The sequence below is a fragment of the Puniceicoccales bacterium genome (assembly GCA_031283585.1).
GTDB lineage: Bacteria > Verrucomicrobiota > Verrucomicrobiia > Opitutales > LL51 > JAIRTH01.
Window position 1 is genome coordinate 56718 of the sequence record JAITBP010000011.1, and the last position, 18182, is coordinate 74899.

At 42.0% G+C, this 18182-nt stretch carries 9 protein-coding genes and 1 other RNA gene; 5 read left to right on the forward strand and 5 right to left on the reverse strand.

What is annotated here, in order from left to right; all coding sequences use genetic code 11:
* Positions 1 to 47: 47 nt before the first annotated feature.
* From LBB20_03365 to LBB20_03375, 3 genes are read right to left on the reverse strand one after another with little or no spacing between them, the layout of a single operon-like run.
* Positions 48 to 1856, reverse strand: coding sequence for an ABC-F family ATP-binding cassette domain-containing protein (locus LBB20_03365; protein MDR2735842.1), 1809 nt, complete (start codon positions 1854 to 1856; stop codon positions 48 to 50).
* Positions 1857 to 1897: 41 nt separating this feature from the next.
* The gene (gene proS, locus LBB20_03370; protein MDR2735843.1) at positions 1898 to 3391 is read right to left on the reverse strand and encodes a proline--tRNA ligase; all 1494 of its coding nucleotides are present in this window, start codon (positions 3389 to 3391) and stop codon (positions 1898 to 1900) included.
* Positions 3388 to 6114, reverse strand: a complete 2727-nt coding sequence (locus LBB20_03375; protein MDR2735844.1) for a valine--tRNA ligase — start codon at positions 6112 to 6114, stop codon at positions 3388 to 3390. Before LBB20_03375 ends, proS begins: the two co-directional genes overlap by 4 nt.
* Before the next feature lie 114 nt (positions 6115 to 6228).
* On the opposite strand from LBB20_03375, the gene ffs reads away from it, so the two are divergent.
* Positions 6229 to 6328: signal recognition particle sRNA small type (gene ffs, locus LBB20_03380), an RNA gene on the forward strand.
* Positions 6329 to 6463: 135 nt separating this feature from the next.
* Positions 6464 to 7198 (forward strand): response regulator transcription factor, encoded by a 735-nt coding sequence (locus tag LBB20_03385; GenBank protein ID MDR2735845.1) that lies wholly within the window; start codon positions 6464 to 6466, stop codon positions 7196 to 7198.
* Positions 7199 to 7313: 115 nt separating this feature from the next.
* On the opposite strand, the gene LBB20_03390 is transcribed toward LBB20_03385, so the two are convergent.
* The gene (locus LBB20_03390; protein ID MDR2735846.1) at positions 7314 to 8837 is read right to left on the reverse strand and encodes an NTP/NDP exchange transporter; all 1524 of its coding nucleotides are present in this window, start codon (positions 8835 to 8837) and stop codon (positions 7314 to 7316) included.
* A 212-nt stretch (positions 8838 to 9049) separates the two neighbouring features.
* Between LBB20_03390 and nifJ the strand changes: the two genes are divergently transcribed.
* Complete coding sequence (nifJ, locus tag LBB20_03395) at positions 9050 to 12595, forward strand: pyruvate:ferredoxin (flavodoxin) oxidoreductase (protein MDR2735847.1); 3546 nt, start codon at positions 9050 to 9052, stop codon at positions 12593 to 12595.
* A gap of 37 nt (positions 12596 to 12632) precedes the next feature.
* Here the strand turns inward: nifJ and LBB20_03400 are convergent, their stop codons facing one another.
* The gene (locus LBB20_03400; GenBank protein MDR2735848.1) at positions 12633 to 14000 is read right to left on the reverse strand and encodes an MBL fold metallo-hydrolase; all 1368 of its coding nucleotides are present in this window, start codon (positions 13998 to 14000) and stop codon (positions 12633 to 12635) included.
* Between the two features lie 188 nt (positions 14001 to 14188).
* Between LBB20_03400 and LBB20_03405 the strand changes: the two genes are divergently transcribed.
* Together LBB20_03405 and LBB20_03410 are read left to right on the forward strand one after the other, a co-directional pair.
* Positions 14189 to 16078: a hypothetical protein gene (locus LBB20_03405; protein ID MDR2735849.1), complete on the forward strand. Its 1890-nt coding sequence runs from the start codon at positions 14189 to 14191 to the stop codon at positions 16076 to 16078.
* 67 nt (positions 16079 to 16145) lie between these two features.
* A partial coding sequence (locus LBB20_03410) for a hypothetical protein (protein ID MDR2735850.1) occupies positions 16146 to 18182 on the forward strand: 2037 nt, incomplete at its 3' end.

Genomic DNA, 18182 nt, shown 5'->3' on the forward strand with positions numbered 1-18182 from the left:
TTTTGCCTAGATTCAACCAAAACCAAAGGTTGTTTCTGATCTATTTGCTATGCTTTTCCGTATAGATTGGCCCATTCGGCTTCCAATTTTGATAATTTTTTCTCTATTTCTGATAATTTTTCGAAAATTTCGGTGGAATAGCTGTTGTACAATATTGTTTCCAGTTCGGATTTTTTCAAATTATAGGATTCCATTTCTTCCTCCAGTGCCTTCAATTTTTTTTTGGTTTGAGCCGATGCTCTATCTGGGTTTTGCTGTGGTTTTTCAGATTTTTTCCGACCACCGGGTTGTTCTCGTTGGTCCCTTAGTAGATAGTCGATGTAATCATTCAAATCACCGTCGAATGGCTGGCAAAGATGGTCCTTAACTATCAGCAGTTGATCACAGGTGGCTTCAATGGTATGGAAATCGTGGGTCACAAGTACCAGGGTGCCGGTGTATTTATTTATGGCATCGATAAGTGCTTCCCGGGCTTCTATGTCCAGATGATTCGTTGGCTCATCGAGGACCAAAATATGTGGTGAATTTCTTGTTATCACTGACAGCAACAGCCGGGTTTTTTCTCCACCAGATAGCTTGGAAATAACCGTGTCCGCTCGTTGCTGGGTTAGGCCGAATCTAGCCAGTTGGCTGCGGACACTTTGTTCTTTTTCACCGGCCAGGGCCGAGCTTAGGGTTTCGTAGGGCGTCTTGGTTAGCTGTAACTCATCCGTTTGTTGCTGAGAGAAATAGGCTGATTTTAGGCCTTTTGCGAACTCGATCGATCCAGCCAGTGGATTGAGTCTATTTGCGATTAATTTCACGAGAGTTGATTTGCCGTTTCCATTTGCTCCTAGTATGGCAATGCGATCTGTCATGTCGATTTTCAGGTTCAGGTCATGGATAACGATCTTGTCACCGTAGCCGACGGTACAGTTCTTTATTTGAACCAGAAGTCTATCTATCACAGATGGTTGTGGGAATTCAAATCTGGTAGAATGTTCCGGTGGAATCTTTGGAAGCGCTTCCATTTTTTCCAACATTTTTATCCGACTTTGGGCCTGTTTAGCCTTGGATGCCTTGTATCTGAACCTGTCCACGAAGGCCTGTAGATGCTTGCGCGAGGATTCCTGTTTTTCTATATTTTTCGACAATTCTTGCAGACGCCTTGCCCTGGTTTCTTCGAAGGTGTCGTAGTTGCCGGAATATAGTTTGATCGATGAGTTGCTCAGGTGTAAGATCTTATCGCACAGGCTGTTTAACAAGTCACGCTCGTGGCTTATGATTAAAATGGATTTGTTCAGTTTTCCGAGGTAGTTTTTTAACCAGGCGCAGGTTTCAAAGTCCAGGTGATTTGTCGGTTCGTCAAGCAACAAAATATCCGATGGTGCGAATAATGTTGCGGCCAGAGCGGCCCGAACCTGCCAACCACCAGAAAACTCCGAAAGTGGTTTTGCCATGTCGCTGGACGAAAACCCAAGCCCGGCCAATATTGCCGAGGCCTGACTTTCGGCAGAAAACCCGCCGATTGACTGAAATTGTTCGTATAGCTCCGCCAGGGCATTGCCGTCTTCCTCGTTGTCTATCATGACCTTAAGTTTCGTTAATTCGGTGTTGGAGGATAACACGAGATTCAGGACCGTCTGGGTTCTATCTTGCAATTCCTGATGAACCGTTACCACCTTCTGTCGGTTTGGTACCGTTATTTCGCCGCAGTCGATGGTTTCTTTCCCTAGTATTAGTTTGAACAACGTCGTCTTGCCACAGCCGTTATGTCCCACCACACCAATTTTCGAACTATCTGGAATAGAGACAGATACGTCATCGAAAAGCACTCGATTGCCCAGGCGAAACGTCAAGTTTTTTATGTTAATCATCGTTAATTGCTGCACTAGCATACTTGGCTAGAGCTGCAAAATCAATAAGATTTTGCCCAGATAGCCCGGTATTCTCCGGGATTTCCGGTGAATGGACATCTGCCTTGATTGGAAGTGTTTTCAGGGATGCATCTTATGGTTACACCGAGGTCTTTTTTTATCTTTGCTTCGGTTTCCTTTGAACCATCCCAGTAGGAAATTGCAAAACCACCGCCTTGGTTTTCGTCATCAAAAAATTCATAAAAATTTTTTTTCGAATCTATTTCCACGGTATTTTTTTTCCTGAATTCCAGTGCCCGGTTGAACAAGCTGTCCTGGACGGATTTTAATAGGGTTGGTAGGGTTTGGATGAAAACCGGCGATTTTTCCGATGTTTTTATCAAACTATCTCTGCGGATGTAGCTCAGGGATAGGTTTTCTATCTCTTTGTTACCCAACTCTATAATGATCGGAACGCCTTTTTTTATCCAGGTCCATAGTTTATCGCCGCCACGCATATCTCTTCTGTCGATTTCAATTTTTATTGGTTTACCTTCGAAGGTCTTCTCCGTTAGTTCCTTGCATAACCTGTCGCAGGCTTCTAGTATTTTCGGCCTGGAGGTCTCGTCATGGATCACCGGTAATATAACTGCTTGAAGTGGAGCTAGTTTAGGTGGTAGAACCAGGCCATCATCATCCGAGTGGATCATGATTAGACCACCAATCAGGCGCGTTGATACGCCCCAGGAAGTGGTCCAGGCAAATTCTTCCGAGCCATCGCGCCCCATGAATTTTATCTTCGATGCCTGGGAAAAATTTTGGCCCAGAAAGTGAGATGTGCCGACCTGGAGGGCTTTTTTGTCCTGCATCATCGCCTCGATACAGTAGGTATCCACCGCTCCTGGAAAGCGTTCTGAATCGCTTTTCCGGCCACAGATAACCGGCATGGCCGCAAAATCTTCGGCAAATCTCCGATAACATTCCAGCATGCACTTGGTTTCCTCGATGGCTTCTTCGATGGTTTCATGTGCTGTATGCCCTTCTTGCCAAAGGAATTCTGTTGTTCTCAGGAACATTCGTGTTCGCATTTCCCAGCGGACCACGTTCGCCCACTGGTTGATCAACAGTGGCAGGTCTCTGTAGGACTGGACCCATTTTGCAAATGATTCACCGATAATGGTTTCTGATGTTGGCCTGACGATGAGAGGCTCTTCCAGAGGTGCTACGGGAACCAATTCACCTGATTCATTAGTCTCTAGGCGAGAATGAGTTACCACAGCACATTCCTTGGCAAACCCTTCCACATGCTCGGCTTCCCTGGCTAGAAGTTTCAATGGAATAAACAGTGGAAAGTAGGCATTCCTGTGGCCGGTGGCTTTGAACATTTCGTCTAGTAGGGCAGTCATATTTTCCCAAATGGCGTAGCCCCAAGGTTTTATCACCATGCATCCCCGAACCACACTGGGCTCGGCCAGATCCGCTGCGGTGATAATCTGCTGGTACCATTCCGGATAATTTTCCGATCTCAGTGGTGAAATTGCGTGTTTTTTGCTCATGTTTTTAGTAAATTTAGCGAATCCAATAGGGATTGGAGTTCGGTATGTTTTTTTAGATTTTCTTCGAGTAATTTTTTCGCACCCTCAACTATTTGCTGTGGAGCACTGCTAATAAATGCCTTATCGTCCAATTTGGATTGATTTTTTGCTATCAATTGATTGACCTTTTGGATCTCAATTGCGAGTCTCTGCTTTTCACCGGCCAGATCTATCTGGTTGGCTAGGTCCAGGTACATGGTTCCATCAGGAGTTAAAACAGCCGGCAGATCTAGCCCGGAGTCGGTTTTTATAATTTCCTCTGCACCAATGAAATGCCTAATAATTTTGCCATAGTTTGAAATGATGGAGTCATGGCCATCGGCTGGTTTATGGTAAAAAGTTACGTCTTTTTTGGCGGCCAGTCCATATTTGGCTTTTAGTGCCCGAGATAGTGATATAACTTCTTTAACAATAGAGACTTCCAGTAAAGAATCCTCGTCAAGTTTCAGGCCCGTGGATTCCAGTCTGGCCAACAGATCAGCCACGGATTCTATCTTCTGGTCATTTATAAATCCGGTTCCATAGCCTGCTGTGTGCCATAACTCCTCTGTTATGAACGGGATAAATGGATGCAAAATCAACAGGCATTGCCGCAGGACCAGGTCGTATATGGCAATTACCGATGCCGTCTGGGTTATCTTGGATAGCTCCAGGTACCAGTCGCAGAAGTCTTTCCAGAAGAATGAGTAGATTATCTGCAAAGCTCGATTAAATTCGTATTTTGCCATGGATTCTTCAAATTCGGTCAAAATTCTTAATAATTGGGTCAATAGGGCTCCATCTAGTCGTGAAGTTTCCTTTGGATTTATACGAGAAAAAATCCCTTCAATGGTTTTATCCTGGTTACCTTGATTTTCTTGTCTTTCTTCAAGTGTTTGCCTGAACCGGAAGGCATTCCACAGTTTATTGCAAAAATTACGGCCAAACTCTACCCGTTCTTCGAAAAATAAAATATCTTGGCCCTGGGGAGCCATGGATAATAGTCCGAATCTTAGCCCATCGGCCCCATATTTTTTGATTAGGTCCAATGGTTCCGGTGAATTCCCAAGGCTCTTTGACATCTTTCGGCCAAGCTTGTCGCGAATTATGCCGGTGAAGTAAACGTTTGCAAAGGGTATGCGTTCACCTAGCTCGTCGATAGAAAGAGTGTTTTTATCCTTATCGTCGTTCAGTAGTTCAAGGGAGGCTATGATCATTCTGGCTACCCAGAAAAAAATTATGTCAGGTCCGGTAACCAGGTCGCTGGTAGGGTAGAAATAGTCGAACCCGTTTGTCTTCATTTTTTCCAGGTCTGGCCAGCCAAAGGTCGCCAGTGGCCATATTGCCGAGGAGAACCAGGTATCTAACACATCTTCATCCTGTTCCCAATTCTCCCTGTCGCTAGGGCCGGTGAGGGATACATGGATATGGGCCGGATTGTTTCTGTCGTAGCCTTTTCGATACCAAACAGGTATCCTGTGTCCCCACCAGAGCTGTCGACTTATACACCAATCCTTGATGTGTTCAAGCCAATGCAGATAGGTTTTTGTCCATCTTTCTGGCCTGAACCTTATGAGCCCATTCAAAACCACCGCTTTGGCTTCCTCGATTTTTGGATATTTTAAAAACCATTGCTCGGAAAGCCTTGGCTCGACCGGAACATTTGCCCTTTCGGAAAATCCTACGTTGCTCAAGTAGGGCTCTTCTTTTATCAGTAGGCCAAGCTCGCCTAATTTCTTCACCGAGATTTCTCTTGCCATGAATCGATCCATGCCATCAAAATCGCTACCTGCCAGGGAATTTAGCGTACCGTCAGGATTCATTATGTCTAGGAACTCCAGCTGGTGTCTTTGGCCGATTTCAAAATCTATGGCCGAATGGGCCGGTGTTACTTTCAGTGCGCCGGAACCAAACTCCTGGTCCACGGCTTCATCGGCTATGATCTTTATTTCCGCTTCTTTCAACGGCCTTAGGCAGGTCTTACCAATTAGTCTGCGATAGCGATTATCCTTTGGATTGACAGCCACGGCCACATCTCCCATAATCGTTTCGGGTCTGGTTGTGGCTACCTGGATAAATCCACTGCCATCGGTTAATCTATACTTTATGTGATAAAGCGTGGATTGCTGAGGTTTCACCAGCACTTCTTCGTCACTCAGCGCCGTGAGGCTAACCGGGCACCAATTCACCATACGTTTTCCACGATAAATATATCCTCTGTTATATAACTCGACGAAGGCTGTTAACACTGCCTGGCTGTAGGCCGGATCTAGGGTATGGACCTTGGCATCCCAGGTACATGATACTCCGAGTTTTTTGAGTTGTTCCAATATCAGATTTCCATGCTTATCCCTCCATTCACTGACCCGTTGAATGAATTTTTCCCGGCCGATATCATGGCGTGTTTTACCTTCTTTCATCAGCTCTTTTTCAACTTTTACCTGGGTTGCTATGCCGGCGTGGTCGGTGCCAGGAATCCATAATGCTGACTTTCCAAGTTGCCTAGCGCGTCTAACAAGTACATCCTGCAGAGTATTATTAAGCAGATGACCCATGTGTAATACCCCGGTTACGTTGGGTGGTGGCATCAATATACAGAAATGACCCTTTGCATGGTTTATTTTTTTCCTAAAGCAACCTTCCTCTTGCCACCTGACGTACCATTTTTTTTCCAGATCATCTGGATTGTATGCGGGCTCAATCATTTGTCCTAATACTAGTAATATTTTTTTTAAAATGTCTACATTTCATCCTATTAAGAATGAATGTTTGTAAAACCTGCTTGACTAATATTTTTTTTTGCTGATGCTGTCTAGGCAGGCTGGGAGCTATGCAACTTTAGAGCCGACTAACTCCGCCAGGACTGGAAGGTAGCAACGGTTGTCAGGTTTGTTGTGTGCTGTAGACTTCCTGGCCTCTTATGCTTTAGATTGCAAAATAAAAAATTGGTGAAAAATTTTTTATACAGATAATGCATGATTAATCTTCTTGACTCTTTATTCGTGTTCGGATTATTTTCAGTTCGTAAACATAATGGAGTGTATATTATAGGTTATGGCAACGAGATTTAGTCCATTAATACTTATTGTTGAAGATGATGCAGCTTTATCAAAAACCATAGAGAGGCAATTACAATTGGCCGGGATGGAAGCTCAGGCATTTTACAATGCAGCCGATGCTTTAGGGTTTTTACAAAGATCGTTTTCTAACCTGATGTTACTAGATATAAATCTTCCGGACAAGGATGGTATTTCTCTGCTTAATGAGTTACAAAAGAAGAAAATTTTTATTCCAACGATTTTTATAACAGGCAGAGACACTCCAGATATTAAGATAAAAGGATTTGATTGTGGAGCCGATGATTTTATCACTAAACCATTTGATTTGAATGAGTTAATTGCAAGAGTATCGGCTGTTTTACGTAGAAGTGAAAAATCAAGAGACTTGGAAGTCACCGCCAATACGTCTTTGGCCGATGGAAAGTTCATTTTTTTAAACACAACGGTAGATCCGGCGAGGTTGGAAATAAGGTTTATGAACGGAAGGGTTGAAGTTATAGGGAAGAAGGAATTCGGAATTATTAGCTGTTTTTATAAAAATCCCAATGCAATCCTGAGTAGAAAAAGCCTGATTCATAGCATATGGGGAAACCATGCCAATGTGAAAAGTAGATCATTAGACCAATATGTGGTCAAGGTTAGGCATATTTTTCAAAGAAACGGAGTTTCCACCGGCGACAATATAAAAACCATCCACGGCATTGGGTATATGTATACTCCGGAGAAATGATTGCCAAAAGTTATTACTTTGATAGATAAAAAAGCCGGTATCAATTTACCGATTTTTTTGTTTTTTTGTTTTTCTGTTCCCCTGTTTTTTTATCTTTTACCCAATTCCTTCGGCGTTAAGCTTGCTGTGTGGTTATAGCTTCTATCCTTTTGCTCAACAGTTTAACTACCACGAACCAGACAATGCATATGACCACAAATATAGAAAACGTATAGGGGATTATGGTAAAGAAGCTCGCCTGGGGTATTATCGATAGTAGCGCGGAATTGATCCAGGCGCCACCGCCTTTACCCATTCTGCCACCGACCACTTCCACCACAGCTTTACCTTTGACCTTCATTTCTTCGTCCAACGGTATGTAGGACATTTCCTTCGTCGGGTCGAACAGCGCATATTTGGTAGATTTGGCTATCAAAACAACTGCGGCTCCTAGAAAAACCGATGCCGATAAAGGTGTTAATCCAATGGAACTAAGAACAGTTCCAAGGCTTGCCACATCTTTGAACAGCACGAAAGTGAAAAACAATGAGCCTATCATCACAAACAACAGCGGAGTTATTATGGCTGCGGTAAACCATTTACAAACTCTCAATATGTTGCCCGCAAAGACTATAATAATCATTGATGCGATTCCAGTCCAGAATACGTACTTGCTCATGAAGGAATTAAAAGCGTTGGGATCCTTATATTGCATACCAACCTGTTTTTTCCATAGGGCCTCCACGAGATTTATGCTGATGCCATAGCACACAACCAAAGCGGCAATCAATCCGATATAAGGAGATGTGAATATTATCTTAAAACTCTGAGACAGAGGTATGCTTTTCTTTTTCTTTCCACCGGAGTTACCAGGTAATTCTGGTTTATCGTAGAACCGCTTGTCGGTCAAGACATTGGTATATATCCAGCGGAAAGTTATCATGGCCAGTATACCGAGCACAACGACTATCCCCATTAGCCAATTCAATGAAATTTGCCAAGGATCTACGCCAGGTTTTACCTTATCCTTTATGTTGGAAAAATGCTCACCGACGATGCCTGAAGCCAACACGGCCATCTGGGCCATCAATCCGAAGAACGAATACATTCTTTTGGCTTCGGATGTCTTGGTTATTTGGTTCGCAAACTGCCAAAATGAAAGAGATAAAAGCACTCCACCCCACAATTCTGCCAGTATAAAAAACAGCACATAGGACCAGTTACCAACTATGGCGATGGGCCAATGAAGGCATTTCGGAGCTGCTTTACGCCAAGCAGTTACAGTTTCCATAGATGGATGAAGTATGTCCAAATTTGGATATATCAGATAGGCAAATGCACCAAAAAAAACTATAAAGGGTGTTAGTGAAAAATAAAACAATTTTTCATTGCTCAGAATATTACTGGCTTTCGCATACAATAGCATGAATATTATGGCCGATGGCACCACACAGAATCCTTTTATAAATGGAATAACCTCGGCATCGGATCCGGGCCCTGTTACTATCAAACTATCTTTGATGTTCCGTAGGCAGGTATAGTTGAAGAGGATACAGAAAAAGATCAAGCTCATCGGTAGAGCCTTCTTCAATTCATAGGTATGTAATGGAAAAAATATACGTCTTAATTTACTAAACTCTTGTGTTGGTTCTTCTGCCATATTTTATTTATTTAAATACACTGTGGATTATTATTGGAGTCATTACTCTAAATTATGTTTACAAGCAAATGCAAGCATTTTTAGATTAGATTCAGACATTCTTCTTTTCAACAGATCACTCTAAAATAAGGGTATCATATTTATTGGAATATTGCAAGCACTAGTATAAAGACAATTGACGTCAGAAATATTTAAATAATAAAGCACCTAGCATGACAAATAAAGATTTCGCTATTTCGGATGCCAATGAAGCCGTGGCCAGTGTGGCCTATAGATTAAGTGAGTTGATTGCAATCTATCCGATAACACCGTCATCACCGATGGCAGAGTTTTCCGATGAATGGTCCATGGCTGGCAGGGAAAATATTTTTGGTCAGGTACCTGAGCTGGTCCAGCTCGAATCCGAGGCTGGCGTTGCCGGTTCATTGCATGGGGCGTTGCAATGTGGAGTGCTATCGACTACCTTTACCGCTTCCCAGGGTTTGCTTCTGATGATTCCGAACATGTATAGGATTGCCGGTGAGCTCATGCCGTTTTGTATGCATGTCACAGCAAGAAGCTTAGCTACACATGCCCTGTCGATCTTTGGCGATCATTCCGATGTGATGGCCTGTCGTCAGACTGGATTTGCCCTGCTAGCCTCAGGTTCGGTTCAGGAAGCTCAGGATTTGGCCTGCATAGCTCAGGCGGCGACTCTGGAATCACGTGTTCCATTTATGCATTTTTTCGATGGCTTTAGGACTTCCCATGAGATCAATATGTATAGTCCATTGACCGATAGTGACTTACAGAAAATGTTAAACACAGATCTTATAACCGGACACAGAATAAGGTCTCTGTCACCGGAGAATCCGTTTATAAGAGGTACGGCGCAGAATCCGGATGTATTTTTCCAGGGAAAGGAAGCTTCCAACAGATTTTACAATGCAGTGCCGGGCATAGTGGATAAGTATCTGGACAAGCTCCACAGCATAACCGGTAGAAAATACGAACTTTTTCAATATTATGGCGATGACAATCCTGATAGGTTGATAATTTGCCTAGGATCCGGTGGTGAAGTGGTTAAAAATGTCGTGGACTTCCTGAATGCCAATGGTAGCCATGTGGGACTGCTCAAGGTCAGATTGTTCAGGCCATTTTCCATTGAGCATTTTGTCAAGGCCTTACCACAGAGCGTGAAAGCCATCGCGGTGCTGGATAGAACAAAAGAACCTGGGTCTGTTGGTGAGCCACTATACATGGATGTGGTTTCTGCGATTTCCGAGGCAAAGGCCGATGGTATCATTTCTAAGTCTTTCAACCCTACTGTGATCGGTGGTCGCTATGGCCTGGGCTCGAAGGATTTTTCACCGGCGATGGCAAGGGCTGTTTTTGATGAGCTCGACCGGGAATTGCCGAAAAAACATTTTTCAATCGGCATAAATGATGATGTAACCCAAAAATCTTTGCCCTACGACCGAGGCTTTCAATTACCCACCGAAGAGATGTTTGAGGCGGTATTTTTTGGTCTTGGTTCGGATGGTACGGTAGGTGCTAATAAGAACACTATCAAAATCATTGGGACCGAGACCGACCGTTTTGTCCAGGCCTATTTCGTCTATGATTCGAAAAAATCCGGGGCCATGACTGTATCTCATCTGCGTTTTGGTAATCGACCAATAGAGGCACCCTATTTGATAAGTAATGCAAATTTCGTGGCCTGCCATCAATTTTCATTCATCGAAAAATATGACATCCTGAGGTACCTGCGTTACGGAGGGATATTGCTGCTGAATGCACCATTTAATAGTGAAAACGTCTGGCCTTCGCTGCCCAGGGAAGTGCAGGAACGGGTTTTTAATAAAAAAATAAAGCTTTACGCCATAGATGCCTACAATGTGGCCCGTAGATTTGGCATGGGGGGAAGGATAAATACCATAATGCAGACCTGCTTTTTTGCCATTTCCGGACTGCTGCCCAGGGAGGAAGCTATAGATAAAATAAAGCAATCTATCAGAAAAACTTACGCTAAAAAAGGCGAGCAGATCGTGCAGAAGAATTTCGATGCGGTCGATGCCACTTTGGCCCAGCTTTTTGAGGTAAAAGTATGCGGAATATTTAATGGTAAGCCCATGGCCGATGCCAGGGATAGTAAGGCGCCAGCGTTTGTTAATGATGTAATAGCCAAGATGATAGCTATGCAAGGAGATGATTTGCCGGTCAGTGTGTTTCCGGTGGATGGAACCTGGCCGGTGGGCACATCCAAATGGGAAAAACGCTGTATTGCCCAGGAAATACCTTTGTGGAATCCTGCTATTTGCATCCAATGCAATAGATGCTCTTTTGTCTGTCCCCATGCGGCGATTAGGCCGAAATGTTATGCAAAAAACTTACTTGATGGCCAACCAGTTGGGTTTAAATCAGCGGATTTTCGTTCCAAGGACATGGTTGACCATAGATTTACTATCCAGGTTTCACCAGCGGATTGCACTGGCTGCGGGCTATGTTTTGAAGTGTGTCCTGGAAAGGATAGGGCAACCGGTGAAAAGGCGTTGATGATGAACCAGGTTGAAAGTCTTGGCGGGGCAGAACAAACGAATTATGAGTTCTTTGATAACCTTCCCTATGATAACGGTGACCTGGTGATCTGTGATGTGAAATCCAGCCAATTTCGACAGCCATTGTTTGAATTTTCCGGAGCCTGTGCTGGTTGCGGTGAAACACCTTATATAAAGTTGTTGACCCAGTTGTTCGGAGATCATGCAGTCATCGCCAATGCCACCGGCTGTTCGTCAATTTATGGCGGAAACCTGCCTACCACTCCCTATACGACCAATGGCCATGGCTGTGGTCCGGCCTGGGCAAATTCTCTATTTGAAGATAATGCTGAGTTTGGGTTTGGCATTCGGGTAGCCATGGATAAAAAGCAGGCCATGGCCAGGGATTTGTTGATGAAAAAATCTTTGGATTTTGGAGATTCCTTTGTCGATGCATTGATTAATTCGCCGCAAACCAAAAGCTCCGAGCTAGAAGCCCAACGTTCCAGGGTCCTGGAATTGAAACGTAGATTGATTTCATGCAATGACCTGGAATCAAAGCTACTATTTGATTTGGCTGACAACCTGATTAACAAATCGGTTTGGATCGTTGGTGGCGATGGTTGGGCCTATGACATAGGGTATGGAGGTCTTGATCATGTCCTGGCTAGTGGCCGAAATGTCAACGTTTTAGTCCTTGATACTGAGGTCTATTCTAACACCGGAGGCCAGCAGTCCAAGGCCACACCAATGGGGGCCGTGGCAAAATTTGCTGCCAATGGTAAATCTACATTTAAAAAAGATCTGGGCATGTTAGCCGTCAGCTACGGAAACATATATGTGGCCCAGGTGGCTTTTGGAGCCAATGATAGCCATGCTGTCAAAGCATTTATCGAGGCCGAATCCTATGATGGGCCATCGATGGTGATAGCCTATTGTCATTGCATTGCACATGGGTTTGATATGACAAAAGCCCTTGATCAGCAAAAGAAAGCTGTGGATTCAGGGCATTGGCCGTTGTATAGATTTGATCCAAGAAGGATCAGCCAGGGTAAGGCTGCCTTCAGTTTGGATTCAAAATCTCCAAAAATCTCTCTGGCCGAATATATGCAAGGTGAAATGAGATTTAATCTTCTTAGTCGCGATAATAAGGAAAAGGCTGATGAACTTCTCAAGGAAGCCGAGGAAAGAATTGCCAAAAAATATAGACTTTTTGAAATGCTGTCTTCGTTTATTGGCTGAATTCTGATTCTGCTGGGCCAGGAGATCGATCATCCTACTATACGTTGTATTCCACGCCGACATCCGGATCTATGACTTTTATACCAGGAGATCGGTCGATCAGTTCATCAAAAAACCATGACCTGGATGCATCTTCGCCATGGGTTAGAACTATCGCCCGGGGATTAAAGTCGATGGCGTGTTGCAGTAATTCGTCTCTTTCCGCATGGCCACTGAGATCGAAATATTCCACCTGGGCATTGATTTGTACAGATAGGTTTAGTGTTTCGAACAGAAGGGAGTCTCCTTTAGCCATGGCAAGAAGTTTTCCGCCGGGCGTATCCTTGTCGCAGTAACCGACAAAGCATATGGCATTCCTACTGTCATTAAGTAGACAGGAAGCGATGTTGTAGGATGGGGTATTTTCTATCATCATGCCGCTGCTAACCACAAAAATCGTTGGCTCAACAGGTTTTCCACCTGGTTTCAGGAATTCAACTTTTGCCAGTGGCTTAACCTTAAGATCTTTCAGTAGGCTTTTTTTGAAATTTACTGTCCCATGTTTCCTGGAGATCGTATCAAAGGCATCGATTAATGTTAGGCCAAGGGTTGAGCAGACTATTCGAACCTTGTCAGGGATTTGTTTTTTCTTCCTAGCATCGTTCAATATGGTCAATATTTCCTGCATTCTTCCAAATGCAAACGAAGGTATCAATACCGAGCCACCTTTCTCTAGGGTAACATGAATCCTCGAAATCAGGCTATTGATTTCCTGCTTAACCGAATGGTTACTTGCCCGTTCTGTGTTGCCGCGGGTGGTTTCCAGTACAAGCACATCGAGTTTTTCGTTGGGCCATAGTGCTCCGGCTAATGTCATCTGATCCCTGAATAGAACATCACCTGAAAAAAATATTTTCCGGTGTTTATACTCAATGAGCACGCCACTGGCGCCACAGACATGGCCATTATGCGTAAATGTAACGCGTATTTCATCGTCTAACTTTCTGAAAATTTTCGTTTTTCCGGCCGGCATTTCAACGAAAAATTCTTCCAAAGCAGAGACTTCAAGCTTTCCATACAGTGGATATTCCCTAATGCCACGTTCATCCCGTTGGTGTTTCATAACGGTGATCGTATTGTCCAGCATTATGGGGAGTATCATCCTGGAGGATGGCGATAACAGCGCTCTTGCCTGGGGCTGATCTCTCAGTAAAACTGGCAGACTGCCTATATGATCCAGGTGACAATGGGTTATTATCACCAGATCGATGGAAAATTTTTCAATCTGATTGAAGTTTGGAAGTGCATTCAGGCCAATACATTTCGGGTCCAGACCCGCGTCCACGATGATATTAAACGAGCCAATCGATACAAAAAGTGAATTCGCTCCTATCGTTTTAGAACTATTTAAATCTTTAAAATACATTTTTTACTATCTCACATTAATATTACAAGACCACACGAAAACAATGATCAAATCTACCTATGACCAGTTAAATTATAAACAACAGCTTGATTTACATTTCTAGTAATACCAAATCAATATAATACAGAATAGCTGTTAGTATATCTACATTTGTCTTTTTGTAAAATTTTGTTTTAATTTACCCAGATATGAGTTTGGGAAGATTTTTTACTGAAATCAGTTATGCGTTCACATTAGGTATGTTTTTAGGTGATTGCCATGGAATTAATCCGGCCATGGTCAGAGTATCACGAGTTAACATGCGTAAATTATCAAGGTTTCCGAAAAAAAAGTCAAGATTGAGAGGAAAAATAAATCCAACCAGATCGGTTAAAACCTATAGAACTTCTTCCTATCCATTGCTACCCATAGCATCGCTGCTAGAGAAGCCGTCGGAAGATAGCCCACAGAGCTACTCAGCTTCGAATGGCAATAACAGTGTCGATGGCAATATATCCGGTGAAAAAACCATCGACCAAAAAGCAAAAAATATTAACCAGACTGCTTCTTTAGGTAGTGGCAAAGGCAATCCATCTGGTAACCTTACCAATTCGGCGCCCAATAGGCAGGCTGTGCCTCCTCAGTTGCCGCCACCGCCGGTTCCTCCGGTACCTACAACGGCTTCAGATAAAATTACAGGACATAATGATTCTAAAATGGCAACCCTGCTGGAAATTTTGAGTGCCATGAAGTATCAGGTTGTGGGATTGAAGGATAGCGATCCGGTGGTCAGCGAATTTAATTTTTTCAGGTTTGATTGTGAAAAAAATTTTATAGCTAAGACATCGGAGTCTGATGCGGTCTGGGACGAATTGGTGGCTAGAGCAGAGTTATTGAATCAAAAAATCAGTGATAAGAATCCAAAAAAATCTGAAATGCTTCCGGCTGTAAGAGATGCCATGATAGTACAGGATGCCTACGATCGACTGGCCATGAAAGGCCTATTGAAATCAACAGATAAAGCCAAGGGTCCTGAACTTGAAATACTAAAAAAAATGATCAAACCCATAACGCAGGAATTTGCAGACCGGGTGGTTGGAAGTATAATAGCATTTGGCACCGGTGTCAGTCCCAGAGGAGATGGATATTCCGAAGAAAGGGTTAAATCTTTACCCGAATTGGGTGAATTGCTCGCAGCCGGACCGAACAAATGGAATTACTATGTGTTTAAGACCTTTCCAGTTATCAACAAAAATGTTTTTCGTAAATTTAGGGAACTAGAAAAATCCTTGCCAAAAGCTGACGATGAGAAAAAAGAAGCCTATTTGTCATTTTTTTCCAAAGTTGGTGAATTTTGGCATGAGTTATATGATTTTGAACCCACTGGATTGAAGTCCACGGATCCATTGGGCTCGAAGAAAAGGATTATGAATATCATTGCTGGTAATGAAATTGATATTGATACCATGTGGAAGATGAAGGATATTTGTGGTGGTTTGTTTTGGAGCGATTTTGTCGGATTAATTTTGATGGCGGAGAGATACAAGGTATTTCTTTCAGTGATAGACAGGGAATCGGACAGATCCCACGCCTACAAGGAGGTTTGTAACATGCTGGATATCTTGACGAAGATGAACAAAGGGACCGATGATGCCGCGATGTTGGCTCGGTATATTTTTGATAAATTTTATGATGAAATTACCAGTTTTGATGCCGCTAAAAACATAATAATTACCACAGGTGTAATGTTTAAATTCACTGACGTGGAGTTATTTCAGGTCAATATATTTGATGACCAGGCCAGACTTTTTTTAAAGTTCATCAAAAAATTAGTAGAATTGAGTGATGATGATCCGGAAAAATTTGGCAGCTTCATCGACGAATGCAAAGGATTATTTGGCGAGGTGGCCCAAAGGGTTATAGTTGAAGTGTTTGTCAAAAATTTTTGCAACTTGGATCACAAAGCTGCCAATAAGGAAATAGTTAATAGTTTTATGGTAAAAATTTTGATCAGTGGATTTGGGAAAAAATCCCGTGAGTTGCTAAAAAATTTAGCACTACCATCAGCAAAGAAGAAGAAAAAACCAGAGGCCCAGTGATAGGGAAAATAATAAAATAATTGGCTTTTGTAAATTTTTTAGTTTAATAAAGAAAAGGATTGGCGTTATGAAAAAGGGAAAAATTGCATGGATTATTTGTGTATTTATTGCATTCAGTATGCTGGCTGACTGTCCAGAAGCTGAAGCTATGGCAAAAAATCAAAAAAATAAAACAAAGAATAGAAGCAAAACAAAGAGTAAGCCAAAAAATAGAAGCAAAACTAAGAGAGTATATTCAAAAAATAAAAAATCGTCCACACCGGAGAATAAGACCAGTAGTCCAGAGGCACCAAATGTAAATGCTAGTACTGTGTCTAATCAAGACAATAGTTCTGATGATGTGTATAAGCTTCAGTCAGAAATTAATCGGCTTAGAGAAGAAAATACCAAACTGTCGACCATGGTTAATGATGCCGGTGATAGCACGGTTAATAGCAGTGATTTATCCAATGGTTCTGCCACTGAACCCTATGACCAAAGTCAGGCTAATTCAGGTAGCTCTAATAGTACTGCAGGTAAAGGAAATGAAGCTACACCGCCGCCACCTCCACCACCACCGCCTCCTCCTTCTTCTACTACAAGTAGCCCTGGCGATGATAAGGATGCTAGCAGCAAGCGTATTAGTAATATATTGAGTGATTTGAAAAACATGAAAAGTAGTATGAGTAATCTTAAATTTACAGTTGGTGATTCCCTGGTTAATGAATTTAATTTGCTTGCATTTGATATTGATACAATGGTTATAATGGGATATCAATTGGAAGATTCTAAATTGGAAAAATTGGAAAAAAGAATAAAATCAATCAAGGAAAAGATCGAAGAGAAAAAATCCGATGATAGTAATAAGGTAGTTGTTGCAAAGGTTAGTCCGAAGGCGTTGGCCTGTGAGTATATAATTGATAGATTACGGGAAGAAAATCTTGTAAGTAGTAATGCGAATGCCGAAACCATGCAGCTCGATAAATTGATTACAACTGAAGTAGATAAAAATAACTCAACATTGGATGATGCAAAACAATCAATAGCTAATCGTATATTATTATTTTACAAAGGAGATGCAAGTAACACAGGAATAAAAAATACCAAAAAGCTAGCGCAAGTTGCGGAGTTATTTGATCAAAAAAATGAATCTGGTAAATGGAATTATTATATATTTAATTGGTTTCCGGAGATTAAGAAAAATGTCATCAAAAAATTTACTGATTTGTGTAAAAAATCTGAAAAAAATGAATATGTAAGTTTTTTTACAAATATCAGTGATTTTTGGGATATCTTGGACCATCAAGAAAAGAGCTTTATTATAAATAGAATTGCTGGTAAGACAGAAGAAATTGATATAGATAAAGTATTTGAAATTAAAGAACTATGCAATGGGATGTTTTGGAAGGATTTTGTCATGACCATCTTCGCTAAAGAAGAGTGCAAAAATCTGATTTCTTTGCTTAGGATAAGCGGAAGAAGTAGCCCAAGAGAATATGAGATGGTTTGTGACCATGATGTGCTCAATATTCTAGTTTCAGAAAATATTAAATCAGGAGATCTGACCAAAGGATTTTCTGAACTAGTTTTATATATTTTTGAAAATTATTATGAAGAAGTTAAAAACACTAATAATCTTGTGGATATGATAAAATCGACGTGCTTGGTATTTAATTTTAAGGATACAGATTTATTTACTGTAAAAATTTATAACAATTGTGCCAAGATTTTCAAAATTGTTATCAAGATGCTGTGTGAATTGAGTAATGGTAATCACGAAAAATTTACTGATCTGGTGAGTGCATTGAAAGATAAATTCAGAGAGGCAGCTCAGATTGCTGTAGTAGAGGTATTCGTTCATAATTTTTGCGATCTGGATAATAAGGAAAACAATAAGGATAAGGTTGGAAATTTTGTGAAAAAAGTTTCTGCAGCCACGAATAGCAATGTAGGATTTGGGCCAAAAGCCTGTAATTTATTGAAGAATCTAGCCTTGCCTCCGGAGGAGAAAAAGCCAGTTCCGGAAAAGAAGAAGCCGTCCTCGGGCAAATCATCGACAGATTCAGGTGATTCTTCTGGTGATTCAGTACGCGAAAAGGTTACACTTAAGAGCGTAAATGAAAGT